Source organism: Inhella proteolytica, assembly GCF_016093275.1.
In the GTDB taxonomy this organism is placed as follows: domain Bacteria; phylum Pseudomonadota; class Gammaproteobacteria; order Burkholderiales; family Burkholderiaceae_C; genus Inhella; species Inhella proteolytica.
Map to the genome: position 1 here is coordinate 151270 of NZ_JAEDAK010000005.1, position 13897 is coordinate 165166.

At 71.3% G+C, this 13897-nt stretch carries 14 protein-coding genes; 10 read left to right on the forward strand and 4 right to left on the reverse strand.

Features of this window, described 5'->3' with window-relative positions; genetic code table 11:
• The first annotated feature begins 6 nt into the window (after positions 1-6).
• A complete protein-coding gene (locus tag I7X39_RS09140) occupies positions 7-654 on the forward strand; it encodes an FMN-binding negative transcriptional regulator (protein WP_198110846.1) in 648 nt (215 codons plus the stop codon).
• Positions 655-674: 20 nt separating this feature from the next.
• On the opposite strand, the gene I7X39_RS09145 is transcribed toward I7X39_RS09140, so the two are convergent.
• Positions 675-1871, reverse strand: a complete 1197-nt coding sequence (locus I7X39_RS09145) for an MFS transporter (RefSeq protein ID WP_198110847.1) — start codon at positions 1869-1871, stop codon at positions 675-677.
• 191 nt (positions 1872-2062) lie between these two features.
• Here I7X39_RS09145 and I7X39_RS09150 point away from each other — a divergent pair, with 191 nt between their 5' ends.
• The 8 genes from I7X39_RS09150 to ubiU all read left to right on the forward strand — a co-directional run bounded on the left by I7X39_RS09150 (position 2063) and on the right by ubiU (position 8025).
• Positions 2063-3226 (forward strand): Fic family protein, encoded by a 1164-nt coding sequence (locus tag I7X39_RS09150; RefSeq protein ID WP_198110848.1) that lies wholly within the window; start codon positions 2063-2065, stop codon positions 3224-3226.
• A gap of 103 nt (positions 3227-3329) precedes the next feature.
• The gene (locus I7X39_RS09155) at positions 3330-3746 is read left to right on the forward strand and encodes a GNAT family N-acetyltransferase (protein WP_198110849.1); all 417 of its coding nucleotides are present in this window, start codon (positions 3330-3332) and stop codon (positions 3744-3746) included.
• A 3-nt stretch (positions 3747-3749) separates the two neighbouring features.
• Positions 3750-4388, forward strand: coding sequence for a class I SAM-dependent methyltransferase (locus I7X39_RS09160; protein WP_198110850.1), 639 nt, complete (start codon positions 3750-3752; stop codon positions 4386-4388).
• Positions 4389-4516: 128 nt separating this feature from the next.
• Complete coding sequence (locus tag I7X39_RS09165) at positions 4517-5089, forward strand: YqhG/Tai3 family protein (RefSeq protein WP_198110851.1); 573 nt, start codon at positions 4517-4519, stop codon at positions 5087-5089.
• A gap of 52 nt (positions 5090-5141) precedes the next feature.
• Complete coding sequence (locus I7X39_RS09170) at positions 5142-5750, forward strand: hypothetical protein (RefSeq protein WP_198110852.1); 609 nt, start codon at positions 5142-5144, stop codon at positions 5748-5750.
• A 50-nt stretch (positions 5751-5800) separates the two neighbouring features.
• Positions 5801-6595, forward strand: a complete 795-nt coding sequence (locus tag I7X39_RS09175) for a formate/nitrite transporter family protein (protein ID WP_198110853.1) — start codon at positions 5801-5803, stop codon at positions 6593-6595.
• Between the two features lie 64 nt (positions 6596-6659).
• Positions 6660-6974 (forward strand): DUF2249 domain-containing protein, encoded by a 315-nt coding sequence (locus I7X39_RS09180; RefSeq protein ID WP_198110854.1) that lies wholly within the window; start codon positions 6660-6662, stop codon positions 6972-6974.
• Positions 6975-6999: 25 nt separating this feature from the next.
• Entirely contained in the window at positions 7000-8025 is a 1026-nt protein-coding gene (ubiU, locus tag I7X39_RS09185; RefSeq protein ID WP_232351844.1) for a ubiquinone anaerobic biosynthesis protein UbiU, read from the forward strand.
• 15 nt (positions 8026-8040) lie between these two features.
• On the opposite strand, the gene I7X39_RS09190 is transcribed toward ubiU, so the two are convergent.
• The 3 genes from I7X39_RS09190 to I7X39_RS09200 are packed head-to-tail and all read right to left on the reverse strand — an operon-like array spanning position 8041 to position 12233.
• Positions 8041-10215 carry an esterase-like activity of phytase family protein gene (locus I7X39_RS09190; RefSeq protein WP_310739901.1) on the reverse strand — a complete coding sequence of 725 codons (2175 nt, stop codon included), beginning with the start codon at positions 10213-10215 and terminating at the stop codon, positions 8041-8043.
• Between the two features lie 36 nt (positions 10216-10251).
• Positions 10252-11550, reverse strand: a complete 1299-nt coding sequence (locus I7X39_RS09195) for an ATP-binding protein (protein ID WP_198110856.1) — start codon at positions 11548-11550, stop codon at positions 10252-10254.
• Complete coding sequence (locus I7X39_RS09200) at positions 11547-12233, reverse strand: response regulator (RefSeq protein WP_198110857.1); 687 nt, start codon at positions 12231-12233, stop codon at positions 11547-11549. Before I7X39_RS09200 ends, I7X39_RS09195 begins: the two co-directional genes overlap by 4 nt.
• 126 nt (positions 12234-12359) lie before the next feature.
• On the opposite strand from I7X39_RS09200, the gene I7X39_RS09205 reads away from it, so the two are divergent.
• Positions 12360-13844, forward strand: a complete 1485-nt coding sequence (locus I7X39_RS09205) for a S41 family peptidase (RefSeq protein WP_198110858.1) — start codon at positions 12360-12362, stop codon at positions 13842-13844.
• Positions 13845-13897: the final 53 nt, after the last annotated feature.

Sequence of the window (13897 nt, forward strand, 5' to 3'; positions counted from 1 at the left end):
ACCGCCATGTACCTGCCCCCGCAATTTGCCGAACCCCGTGTGGAAGAACTGGAGCGCATCGTGCGCGAGAACCCGCTGGGGATGTTGGTGACGCACGGCGCCGCGGGCCTGGATGCCGAGCACCTGCCCTTCTGGCTGGAAGAGGACGAGGGCGGCGCGCTGCGCTTGCTGGCCCATGTGGCGCGCGCCAACCCGGTGTGGCAGACGGTGCGCGAGGGCGAGCCGGTGCTGGTGGTGTTCCGCGGCGTGCAGGGCTACATCTCACCCAACTGGTACCCGGGCAAGCAGGAGACGCACCGCCGCGTGCCGACCTGGAATTACGAGGTGGTGCACGCCCACGGCAGCCTGCAGGCGCGCGACGGCGACGAGAAGTTCCTGCGCGGCGCGCTGGCCCGCCTGACGCGCCAGCACGAGGCCAGCCAGCCCACGCCCTGGAAGATGGGCGACGCGCCGCCCGACTTCCTGGCCGAGATCCTGCAGCACATCGTCGGCATCGAGGTGCGTGTCACGCGCCTGGAGGGCAAGCGCAAGCTGAGCCAGCACCACGCCACACCGGACCGCGAGGGCGCGATCCGGGGGCTGGAGGCCCAGGGGAATGCCGGCCTGGCGCAGGCGATGCGGGCGACTGGCCCGGCCCTGGCGGGGGCGGACTGAGCAGGCCGCTGTGGCGCCGCTCAGGCCCGGGCCGGGTGGCGCCGCAGCACCAGGGCCGCGGCCACGGCGCTGAGGGCTGCGCCGGCGTAGAAGGTGGCGGCGGAACCGAACCCATCCCAGAGCAGCCCGGCCAGCGCGCTGGCCAGCAGCAGGGCCACACCGCTCACCAGATTGAAGAAGCCGAAGGCGGTGCCGCGCAACGCGGCCGGGGCCTCGGCCGCCACCATGGCGGCCAGCAGGCCCTGGGTCATGCCCATGTGCACGCCCCAGAGCGTCACGCCCGCCAGCACGCCGGCCCAATGCCCGGCCGTGGCCAGCACCAGGTCTGCCACCACCAGCACCAGCAGGCCGGCCGCCAGCAGCTGGTGATGGCTCATGCGGTCTGACAGTCGGCCGAAGGGATAGGCCGTGGCCGCGTACACGAGGTTCATGGCCACCATCACCAGCGGCACCAGGGCCAGGGCGATGCCGCTTTGCTCGGCGCGCAGCACCAGAAAGGCCTCGCTGAAGCGCGCCAGCGTGAACACCGCGCCCAGGGCCACCACCCACCAGTAGCCGCGGCCCAACTGGCGCAGGCGTTCGCGGCGGATGGGGTTGCTGCGCTGCTCGGCCGCCGGGCCCGCGGGCTCGCGGATGCCGAACAGCAGCAGGCCCACCGCCAGCAGCCCCGGAATGACGGCGACCCAGAACACGGCCCGGAAGTCGTTCGCCCACAGCAGCATCAGCCCCACCGCCAGCAGCGGGCCGAGGAAGGCGCCCACCGTGTCGAGCGACTGGCGCAGCCCGAAGGCCGCGCCGCGCAGCTCGGGCGGGGCCAGGTCGGCCACCAGGGCGTCGCGCGGGGCGCCACGCACGCCCTTGCCCAGCCGGTCCAGCAGGCGGGCCGTGAGCACCCAGCCCGTGGTGGGGGCCAGCGCAAACAAGGGCTTGGTGAGCGCCCCCAGCGCGTAGCCGAACAGGGCCAGGCCCTTGCGCCGGCCCAGGTAGTCGCTCAGCGCGCCGGAGAACACCTTGACGACCAGCGCGGTGGCCTCGGCCAGGCCTTCGATGAGGCCGAGCACCAGCGCGCTGGCACCCAGCGTGCCCACCAGGAACAGGGGCAGCAGGCTGTGCACCATCTCCGAGGAGATGTCCATCAGCAGGCTGACGAAACCCAGCACCCACACGGCGGCGGGGATGCGGCCTGGGGCGGCCGAAGGGTTGGGGGGAAGGGGCATTGATGCAGCGTAGCGGCGGGCTTGAATCGGGTGCCGATGTTTCACATGGCCGAGCTGGAAATTCAAGTTGTGCTGCGCCGTCATTCAACTTGTTGTTCTGCTCAGAATGAATGCAAGTTGTTGTCTATAAAGGAATTGAAAGCCGAAAATTGAAGATAGTATTTCGACTCGATTCCAGATGCTGCTTGCCCATGCCGCAGTTCCTGCACCATGATTTGCAGCTGCTGAACCCTCGGTTCGACTCGCCCCTGCTGGATGTGTTGACCGATCTGGAGCATCTGCGCAGGCTGGAAATCCGAGGCAGCACGCCGGCGCCGGTGTTCTTGCAGCTCAAGCAGGTATTCCATCTGCTGGAGAGCCTGGCCTCTGCGCGCATCGAGGGCAACCACACCACGCTGGCCGACTATGTGGAAACCCGCGTGACGCCCGCAAGCACCTCCAGCGATGCCCTGCGCGAAATCGACAACATCGAGCTGGCGATGCGCCAGGTGGAAGACGCCATCGAGCCCGGCTCGACCTTGAGTGAGCACCTGCTGCGGGGCCTGCATGTCACCACCGTGCAGGGCCTGGAGCGCGAGGGTGACCGCACGCCCGGCAGCTACCGCAGCGGGCCGGTGCGCATTGCCCAGGCGCAGCACCTGCCCCCTGATGCGGTGCAGGTGCCGGGCTATATGGCCGAGCTGGTGGCCTTCATCAACCAGGCGGACCCACCCAAGTACGACCTGATGAAGGTGGCCCTGGCGCATCACCGCTTCGCCTGGGTGCACCCCTTCAGCAATGGCAATGGGCGGGTGGTGCGCCTGCTGACCTACGCCATGCTGATCAAGTACGGCCTCCAGGTGAGTGCGGCCGGCCGCCTGCTGAACCCCGCGGCGGTGCTCTGCGCCGACCGCAACCGCTACTACGCCATGCTGGCTGGCGCCGATAGCGGCAAGCCGGAAGCCCTGGAGCAGTGGTGCACCTATGTGCTGGGTGGGGTTCGCGACGAGCTGGAAAAGGTCAACCGGCTGGCCGATTACACCCATCTGCAAAACACGGTGCTGCTGCCCACCGTGGCCCATGCGCGCGAACGCCGCCTCATCACTCCGCAAGAAGTGGCGGTGCTGCAGACCACGATTCGCGCCGGCCTGGTGAAGGCCGGCGACCTGGAGGCGGCCCTGCCCGGCTTGAGCGCCAGCCAGCGGACCTATCAGATTCGCAAGCTGGTGGAGCGCGGCATGCTGCAACCCGTCCGGCCCGGCGCGCGCCAGTACACGCTGGGCTTCACGCACAACATGCTGCTGCGGGGGGTGGTGAGGGCATTGACGGACCAGGGCTTTGTGCCGCCCGCGCTGGCGGGGCTGCCTGGGCCCTAGGGACGTGCTGCGCAAGACCTGTGCAGCGCGGTCTTCACAGACTTAGAGCCCGAGGCGCGCGCCCCGCCTATCCTCCGGCCCCCTCTCCAACCCGCTCCCGGCCGTGGCCCTGACTCTGTTCTCCGACCCTCCCGAAACCCTGGTGGCCGAACTGCTGGCCGGCGTGCGCGCCCACAACGCCGCTCACCTCGGCGCAGAGACTTCGCGCCCGCTGGCGGTCGAGGTCCGCGATGCGCAGGGCCGTCTGCTGGGAGGACTGTCCGGCCGCACGATCTACCGCCAGTTCCTGATCGACCTGCTCTGGGTTGCCGAGGACGCGCGCGGCCAGGGTCTGGGCCGCCAGCTGATGGCGGCGGCGGAGGCCGAGGCACGCCAGCGCGGCTGCGTGGCCGCACAGCTCGACACCCTGGACTTCCAGGCCCCGCACTTCTACGCCAAGCTGGGCTTCGAGACCGTCGGCCGGGTGAGCGGCATTCCCGCCAACCCCGAGCGGTTCTTCCTGCTGAAGCGCTACGCCTGAGCCATGGACGAGGACTACAACGCCGAGTCCGTCGCCACCTTCAACCGGCACGCGGCGCGCTACGCCGAGAAGTACTTCGACCTGCCGCAGTACCTGCCGCATTACGAGCGCCTGGCCGACGCGCTGCCACCCGGCGGTGGGCGTTGCCTGGACCTGGCCTGCGGGCCGGGCAATGTGGCGGCGCACTTGCGGCAGCGCCATCCGCAGGCCGAGATCTGGGGTGTGGACGGCGCGCCGAACATGCTGGCGCAGGCCCAGGCGCGCGTGCCCGGCCTGCACACCCTGCGCGCGGACTGCCGCGACCTGTCCGCGCTGGCTCCACCTTTCGACGGCGCGGCCTTCTTCTTCGGCCTGAGCTATTTCGACGACGCCGACGCGCAGCGCGTGCTGGCCGGCCTGCACCGCCTGCTACGGCCCCAAGCCCCGCTGCTGCTGGCCACGCTGACCGGCGACCCTGCCGCCAGCGGCTTCACGAACACCAGCAGCGGCGACCGCGTGTGCACGATCTATCGCCGCCCCGCTGACGTGAGCGCCCGGTTGGCCGAGGCCGGCTTCGCGGTGGAGGAATTGAGCGAGATGCCCAGCCCGCCGAATGCCTCGGTGGAGACCCTGGATATCGTGCTGTTCGCGCGGCGTCTGTAGAAGCGAGGAAGACGGCCCAAACATCCTCAGCGCCGAAGAATTGGCGTCGTTCGATGGGCTCTGCCAAAGCCTGACGCCCTCGCGTCCGTTCACGCTGATGCGCCTGTGCGGCCGCCCACAATCCGCCCATGCGCGCCGCCCTCACCACCGCCCTGGCCCTGCTGCTCCTGCCCGCGGCCGCCCTGGCCAGCAGCCCGCAGCAGACCATCGAAGCCTTCTACCGATGGCGCATGGCCAGCGCCATGACGGGTGCGCCGCGCGGCGATGAGCTGAAGCAGCTGCGCCCCTGGCTGGGCCGCGAGCTGCTCTGCCTGCTGCAGGCTGCGGGCGAGCTGCGCGACCGCGCCGCCGCCGCGCAGCCGGACGAGAAGCCGCCGTTCGTCGAGGGTGATCTGTTCTCCTCGGTCTTCGAGGGCCCGCAGCGCCTGCGCCTGGGTGCGGTGACACAGCGGGCCGGCCAGGCCGCGGTGGAGCTGCGCTTCGAGGCCGACACCGGCGCGCAGCCGCCGGTGTTCCGCTGGAGCGACCGCGCGCTGTTGCGGCGCGAGCAGGGGCGCTGGGTGGTGGTGGACATCGAGTACCGCGCGCGCGTCGAGTTCGGCAACCACGGGGCGCTGCGTGAATCGCTGCGCGCGGCGCTGGAGCCGGCCGACCCGGCGCTGAACTGGCCGGGCGAGGCGGCCACGCGCTGCGCACGCTGAACGCAGGTGCGGGGCTATCCTGCCCGCTCGACTCACTCAGAAGGACCTTGCCGTGCGATTCATTCATGCCTTGCTGCTGCTGGCCACGCTGCTCCTGGGCGGCTGCGCCTCCAACCCCATGCAGGTGGCGGCCAGCCAGACGATTGCGGCCCCCACCGACAAGACCGCGCAGGTCGTGTTCATGCGCTCCTCGTTCGTCGGCTCGGCGATCAATGCCTCGGTGTACGACGTCACCAACGACGAGCTGGTGTTCATCGGCATCATGGCCAACGGCACCAAGCTGAGCTACCAGACCGCCCCGGGCAAGCGGCGCTTCATGGTGGTGTCGGAGGCGGCCGATTTCATGGAGGCCGATCTGGCCGGCGGGCTGACCTACTACAGCATGGTGACCCCGCGCATGGGCGCCTGGAAGGCACGCTTCTCGCTGTGGCCTATCAAGAAGAGCGCGCCCGCCGAGTTCCACCAAGGCATGGCGGACTTCAAGAGCTGGCGCGAGGGCACGCAGCTGGTCGGCATGACGCCCGCGGCCCAGCAGTGGTTCCAGGCCAACCGTGCGGACATCGAGGCCAAGCGCAAGGAATACCTGGTGGTGTGGCAGCGCAAGAGCCCCAGCGAACTGCAGGAACGCACGCTCGGCCGCAACGATGGTCGACGCGATTGACATGCCGGGCTGCGCGGCCCCTGGCCTGAGCGCCTGAACGAGACCCGCCCATGCCCGACACCCCCGACGCCTACGCCCCGCGCGAGATCGCACTGAAGGTCGAGCAGCTGGGCGTGGCCAAGGCGCAGGCCGGTTCGCTGAGCCTGTTGGTGCTGGCCGTGCTGGGCGGGGCCTTCATCGCGCTGGGGGCCTTGTTCTATCTGGTGCTGAGCACGGGCTCGACGCTGGGCTTCGGGCCCACGCGGGCGCTCGGCGGCCTGGGCTTCAGTCTGGGCCTGATCCTGGTGGTGGTGGCCGGGGCGGAGCTCTTCACCGGCAACAACCTGCTGGCCATGGCCTGGGCCAGCCGGCGCGTGTCCACCCCGCTGCTGTTGCGCCATTGGCTGCTGGCCTATGCCGGCAATGTGCTGGGCGCGGCGGGCTGTGCGTGGCTGGCCTGGCTGGCGGGCCTGGATGCCCTGGCCCAGGGCCAGCTGGGCGAGACGGCGCTGCGCATCGCGCAGGGCAAGGCGACGCTCTCGCCCACCGAGGCACTGGCGCGCGGGGTGCTGTGCAACGCGCTGGTCTGCCTGGCGGTGTGGCTGGCCCTGGCCGGGCGCAGCGTGGCGGACAAGGTGCTGGCCATCGTCTTCCCGGTGACGGCCTTCGTGGCCATCGGCGCCGAGCACTGCATTGCCAACTGGTTCTTTCTCCCGTACGCCTGGGCGTTGGACGGGCAGGGCACGCTGGCCCTGCCCGCGCTGGCGGCCAATCTGGCCTGGGTGACCGTCGGCAATCTGCTTGGCGGCACCCTGCTGGTGGCGGGGGTGTACTGGCTGGCCTACCTCCGCCAACCTGCGGCTTGAACTGCTTCAAGGCGCCCGCGCGCCGGGGTCCGTAGCCTGCGCTCCTCGCATCTGGAGCCCGCGCATGAGCACCCTCGCCACCCCGACCATCGACGTCCGCCGCCTTGCCCCCGCGCAACGCCACCCGCTGATCTTTGCCGCCTTCGACGGCCTGTCGGTGGGCGAAGCCTTCGAGCTGGTGAACGACCACGACCCGGTGCCCCTGTTCATGCAGTTCGCGCGCCTGCGCGGCGGCCAGTTCGATTGGAGCTATCTGCAGTCCGGCCCCGAGCTCTGGCAGGTGCGCATTGCCCGCAGCCAGCCCGCGCCGGCCGGCGTGGCACCGCGCCCCGAAGGCGGTTGCGGTGGTGGTGGCGGCGGTTGCGGCTGCCGGGGCTGAGGGCGTTGCGGCGATGAGCGACGCCATGCCCGCACTGCGCAAGCCCCAGCTGGTCTGCCCGGCCGGCTCGCTGCGCGCCCTCACGCTGGCGCTGCAGGCCGGCGCCGACGCCGTCTACCTCGGCCTGAAGGACGCCACCAATGCGCGCAACTTCGCCGGCCTGAACTTCGACGAGGCCCAGGTTCAGGAGGGCGTGCGCCAGGCCCACGCGCAAGGCCGCGAGGTCTTGATGGCGCTCAATACCTACGCCGATGCGCGCGACGACAGCCCCTGGCGGCGCGCCGTGGACCGCGCCGCCCGCCTGGGCGCGGACGCGCTGATCGTGGCCGACAGTGCGGTGCTGGCGCATGCGCGCGACCACCACCCGAACCTGCGCCTGCACCTGTCCGTGCAGGCCTCGGCCACCAGCTACGAGGCGATCGAGTACTACCGCGAGCGCTACGGCATCCAGCGCGCCGTGCTGCCGCGCGTGCTCACGCTCAGCCAGGTGCAGCACCTGATCCGCCACACCACGGTGCCGGTGGAAGTGTTTGGCTTCGGCAGCCTGTGCGTGATGGTGGAAGGGCGCTGCGCGCTCTCCAGCTACGCCACCGGCCAGTCACCCAACACCGCGGGCGTGTGCTCACCGGCCAGCGCCGTGCGCTGGGTGGAGACCAAGCAGGGCGTGGAAGCGCGCCTGAACGGCGTGCTGATCGACCGCTACGGCGCCGAGGAACCGCGCGCCTACCCGACGCTGTGCAAGGGCCGCTTCGACCTGGACGGCACGCCGCACGACTACGCGCTGGAAGAACCCACCAGCCTGAACACCCTGGCCCTGCTGCCGCAGCTGATCGAGGCCGGCGTGGCCGCCATCAAGATCGAAGGCCGCCAGCGCAGCCCGGCCTATGTGGCCGCCGTCACGCAGGTCTGGCGCCAGGCCATCGACAGCGCCTGGGCCGCCGCACAGGGCCAGGGGCGCTACAGCGTGCAGCCGGCCTGGAGCGGCGAGCTGGCGCGCTGGGCGGAGGGGCAGCAGCACACCTTGGGGGCCTATGACAGGCCATGGAGCTGACGCGGCCCCGTCCGCTCAGGGCAGCGTGTAGCTGCTCAGCGCCTTCGGGAACTTCAGCAGCCACAGGCGGGTGCGGCGGTCCACTTCGTTGCCGCGCAGCACGCGCACACCCGCCGCGCCGCTGGTGCAGCCGCTGGCCAGCAGCACGCCATTGGCGTCCACCGTGCAGGCGGTGGGGTCGCCGTCGATGGGCTTGCCGCTGGCGTCCACTAGGCTGGTACGTAGGCCGAAGTCGTTGTCATTGATCAGGGCCAGGGTCTGGCCGTCCACCACGGCCAGGCCTTCGGCCTTCTCGGCGCGCCAGCCGGCCTGGTTCAGGTCCAGCAGCACGGTCTTCTTCAGCTTGACCACATTGGCCCAGCTCACCACGCTGGGCGTGAGCCCATCGATGCTGTTGCGCTCCAGCTCGGGGCCGATGGCGGCGATGTCGGTCGCGTTGGCGGGCAGTTCCACCAGCATCAGGACGTTGCGTACCGCGCCGCTGGCGTCGGCGCCCTGTTCGATGACGATGAAGCGGCCACCGCCCAGCGCCACCAGATCGCCCAGCTTGGCGCTGCCGGTGCGGTTGCGGTCCCACTTCCCGCCCTGGGCTGCGAGCGGGTAGCTGAGCGGGTAGGCGTAGAGCTTGGAGGTCTCGGTGGCGGGGTCGAACTCGATCCAGCGCGCGAACTGCGCGAAGTCGCGCACCTTGACCTTGTCGTCCTTCTTGCCGTCCTGGTCGAGGTCGCTGCTGTCGACGACCTCAATGGACTTGCCCGCCGCGTCCAGCGGGTCGATGGGGCTTTGCAGGAAGCCGTGCAGGCGACCGCTGGCGCTGTCTTGCGCCAGGCCTTCCATGCCGCGGTTGGCGCGGCGCAGCGCCAGCACGGCGGGCAGCTTGCCGGCGCCGCTGCCGGGCTCGTAGCGCTTCAGCACCACGCCGCTGGCGGCGTCGATCTTGACGATGAAGGGGCCGTACTCGTCGGACGTCCAGAAGGCCTTGGCGTTGGCGTCGAACACCAGGCTTTCGCTGTCCAGGCCCTTGGCGTCAAAGCCACCCTTGGTGGCGTCGAATCGCAGCTGGTCGTTGAGCGGGATCTCGGCGCTGCTGCCCACGGCATTGAAGGGCAGAGGCCGGCCGCTGAGGCGCGTGCTGGCGTCGGCTTTGAGCGGCAGCAGGCTGCTCAGGCGGGCGCCGCCGCTGCCCACGCTGATCACGCCGAGCGAGGGCGTGAAGCTGGGGGCCGGGAACATCTTGGTGACGCTGGTGCTGCCCGGTGCGTCGGGGCGCGGGGCGTTGGGGCTGTCGCCATTGGGGCCGCGGTCGGTGATGCCCCAGAACTCCAGGCTGCCGTCGGCGGCGCGGCCCTTGAAGGCCAGGCCCGAGCCCACGGCGGGGTAGAAGCCCTGCGGGAAGTCCTTGCGCGCGGCGGCGTTGCTGCCCTCGTAGGGCACGTACTGGCTGGCTTCGGCCTGCAGCTCGTACTTGGTGATCAGCACGGCGCCGCCGGCGCTTTCCTGGGCGCTCTGGCTGGTGCCGCTGCGGCCCAGCAGGCCGGCGAGTGAGGACTCGTAGTGCTCGACGGTGGCGGCGCGGCGCAGGCCGCCCAGGCTGCGCGCGGCGTAGCTCTGGCCGTAGACATCGATGAGTGCCGCCGGCAGCAGGGCCTTGAAGGCGGTGTCGAAGGCCTCGGGCGCCAGCGCGAAGTTCAGGCTCTTGCCGGCGAAAGCATCGGCCACCGGGCTGGGGATGCGGATGCCGTTGGCGGGTTCGTCGTCCTCGTCCAGGGTTTGCAGGAACACCAGGCGGTTGACGAGGCGGGCGTCGCTCAGCGTCTGCGTGCCGGCCAGCTCGCCGATGGTCAGGGTGTTCTGGCAGTCGCTGCTGCCCAACGGCACGCCGCCCACGCGGAAGCTGAGTTTGTCCCCCGGCTTGCAGAGGATGCCGCCGGCCGCCGTGGTGCGGCCGCTCAGGCCGGAGGGGCTGGCGCTGTACTGCACGCCTTCGACCACGCCGTCGATCAGGCGACTGGCCATGGGCGGGGTTTCGTCTTGGCTGTTGCAGGCGCTCAGCAGGGCGGGACCGAGCAGCAGCAGGGCGAGGGGCAAGGGGCGGTGCTTGGACATCGGGGCATGCGCCGGGTGCGGGCGCTCGGGTTGCATGAAGGGGCGGCCGCCCACAGGCAGCGCGAAGCCCGGCAGTCTCTTCACAGCGGATGACAGGCGCGTGACGCCTGCGCAGCGCCTTCAGTGCAGCGCGGCGCGCAGCTCCAGCACCAGGCAGGCGCCGCCCAGCGCACTGGCCTCGGCCCAGGCGCGCCCCTGCAGTCGCCGGGCCAGCCGGGCCACCAGGGCCAGGCCCATGCCGGTGCCGCCGGTCTCGCGTCCGCGGCTGTCGTCCAGCCGCGCCAGGGGCTCGAACACGCGCTCGCGCTCGGCCGCGGGGATGCCGGGGCCGTCGTCCTCCACGCGCAGCTGCACGGTGCCCTGGGCGCCCGGTGCGGCCTGGATGCGCACCTGGCTGCGGGCGTGGCGATCGGCGTTGGAGAGCAGGTTCAGCAGCGCATGGCGCAGCAGGGGCTCCTGGCCCAGCACCTGCAGCGCGGGTGGCAGCTCCAGCTGCGGCACGAAGCGACGCGGGTGTGCCGCCACCACGGCCTGCAGCAGCGGCGCCAGCGCCAAGGGCTGCAGGGCTTGGCTGGCATCGGCCAGGTCCAGGCGGCTGTAGCTCAGCAGCTCGTCCAGCAGGCGGCCCATCTCGTCCAGGTCCTGCCCCAGCTCCTGCTGCAGCGCCGCGGCCTTGGCTGGGGCGGCGCTGGGCTGCAAGGCCAGCGCAAAGCTGGCGCGCGCCAGCGGGGTGCGCAGTTCGTGGGCCACGGCGTGCAGCAGCTCGCGCTGCGCGCCCAGCAGCTGCTCGATGCGCGAGGCCTGCACTTCCAGGCACTGCGCCACCGGTTGCAAGCCGGGGTGGTGCAGCCGGCCCACGCGGGTACCCAGCGCGCCTTGGCCCAGGGCCTCGGCGGCCTGGCGCAGGCGGCGTGCGTCGCGCAGCAGCGGGCGCAGCTGCAGCAGGCCTACGCCCAGCAGCACCAGCAGGGCCAGGGCGCCGAACACCAGCAGATGGATGTCGGCCATCGAGGGCAGGGGCGGCAGGCGCAGGCACAGGGCTTGTTCGGTGTGCGGCAGGGCGTGCAGCACCTCGTCCGCGAAGGCGCGATACACCACCTCGCCGCGCGCCAGCACGGCGCGCTCCTCGGCCGTCAGGCTGGCCAGCGGCCGCAGCTCCAGCGGCAGGCCTTGCAGGCGCTGCTGCAGGGCGGTCACGCGGGTGCGCAGTTCGGCCTCGGGCAGGCCGGGGCGCAGCGCCAGCTGGTCGGCGAACAAACGCATCGCACCCTGGTAGCTGGCCTGGCCGTAGGCGTGTACGCGCTGCGGCGCCAGGTTGACGGTCAGCCAGTCGATGGCCAGCCATCCCAGCGGCAGGGCCAGCAGCAGGGGCAGACCCAGGCGCAGCAGCTGCGGTAGCCAGCGGAAGGATGCCCTCATGGGCTGGCCGGCTGCAGGCGGTAGCCGCGCCCCCATACGGTCTGGATGGCGTGGGCGCCCCAGGCCCCGAGCTTGCGGCGCAGGCGCGAGACCAGCACATCGGCGGAGCGGTCAAAGCCGTCGAACTCGAAGCCGCGCAGGGCCAGCAGGATGTCGTCGCGGCTCAGGGTCTCGCCGCCGCGGCGGCTCAGCAGATCGAGCAGCTCGTACTCGCTGCCGGTCAGCTCCAGCTCGCGGCCCTCCAGGCTGACGCGGCGGGCCATGCGGTCCAGGCGCAGCGGGCCGTGCGTCCACACCAGGCCCTCCCGAGGCTGCGGGCGGCGCAGCAGGGCGCGGATGCGCGCCAGCAGCAGGCGCGGCTGAACGGGCTTGATGACGTAGTCGTCGGCGCCCAGCTCCAGGCTCAGCACCTGGTCCAGCTCGTCACCGCGGGCGGTCAGCATCAGCACCGGCATGCGGTGCTGGGGGCGCAGCTGGCGGCACAGGGTCTGGCCGTCCACGCCGGGCAGCATGAGGTCCAGCACGATCAGGTCCACCGTCTGCCGGGCCAGGAAGGGCAGCACGGCGTCACCGCGGTGCAGCTGCTGCACCTGCAGGCCCTGTTCGCCCAGGTAGTCGGCGATCAGCGCGGCCAGGCGCAGGTCGTCCTCGACCAGCAGGATGCGGGGGGGCTTCGGCTCCATGGGCGCGATGCTAGGGGCGCGTGGCGACACGGGTATTGCAGGGCTTTCACAAACTGGGCCCCGCGTGCCATAGCGGGGCGGGCGGTGGCGGCCAGCATGGCCATCCCTTTGCTTGTCTTGCCTGCCATGTTGTTGCGAACCCTCCCCCGTGCCTGCGCTCCGCTGCTGGCGGCCTTCAGCCTGTGCGTGCTGAGCGCCTGCGGCTCCGGTGACGCCCCCGCTCCCCCGCCACCCCCGCCCACGCTGGAAGGCGTGTGGGAGTTCCCTGGTTACGGCAGCCTGCTGCAGGTGGCGCGCGAGGCAGGTGGCTGGCGCCTTACGCATTACGAAACCACACGCGCCGCCTGCCGCCTCGGCTTCGAGCCACAGCCAATGGGCAGCGCCGAGGCCGCCCAGCGCCTGCGCCTGAGCGCCGACGGCCAAGCCGTGGAATGGCTGGAGCCCGGCCAGACCCTGACCCCCGGCCGCCCGGGGCGCCGCATGGCCGCGCTGCCGGCCGCCTGCCAGGGCAGCCGCTGGCTGCGTGCCGGCGAACCCGGCTACCAAGCCGACGCGTTGCGCGAATTCGATTGGGTCTGGTCCAGCTTCGACGAGCTGTACCACGACTTCCGCCTCAGCGGCACCGATTGGGCCGCGCAGCGCCAGGCCCTGCGGGGCCGGCTGAACGCGCAGTCCAGCGAGGCGCAACTGTTCGAGGTGCTGGCCGAGCTGGTGGCGCCGCTGGGTGATGGGCATTCCGCGCTGTTCCTGGGCGAACAGGTGTTTGCCAAGACCCGCAAGCCCATGCTGCCCGAACGACTGGCCGCGCTGTTCCTGGAGAAAGAGGGCTTGAGCGAACCCTTGAGCCCGCCGCAGCAGGAGGCCCAGGCCACCTTCGTGGGCGAGGCGCAGCAGGCACTCATCGACCTGCCTTTTGCCGCTGCGCCGGGCGCGCCCCTCCAAAGCCGAGCCAACAGCCTGCTGCGCTGGCAGCGCCGCGCCGACGGCCTGGTGCTCGTGCAGTTGCTCGGGCTCTCCGGCCTGGCGGGTGACGCAGATGACCTGGCGCGCGAGACGCCGGTACTGCAGGCCTCGCTGGATGAACTGATGCGCGATGCCCAGGGCGCGCGCGGCATGATCCTGGACCTGCGCTTCAACGTGGGTGGCTACGACGAGCATGCCGTGCGCCTGGCCTCGCGCTTCAGCGCCGCCCCGCGCCATCTGGCCTACAGCAAGCAGGCGCGCTCGGGCGAGCAGCGCACCCCGTTGCACCCGGTCTATCTGGAGCCACAGGGCGCCCTGCGTTTCGACGGCCCGGTGGCGGTGCTGACCAGTAGCACCACCTTCAGCGCCGCCGAGGTGCTGGCCCTGGCCCTGCGCAGCCTGCCGCAGGTGCGCCTGATCGGCGAGCGCAGCGGCGGTGCGCTCTCCGACGTGCTGCCTCGCCACACCGGCGGCCAGCTGCTGTTCGGCCTCTCGAACGAGATCTACCTGAGCCCGCAGGGCGAATGGTTCGAGGCCCAGGGCGTGCCGGTGCACATCGACGTGCCGCTGCTGAGCCCCGCCGCGCTCGAAGCGCAGCGCGACGCCGGCCTGGAGCGCGCCGTGCAGTGGCTGCTGACGGGGCGCTGAAAAGCTGGCCTGCATCAAGGCCGGCGCGGGGTGGGCTGCCTAAGCTGACGCGT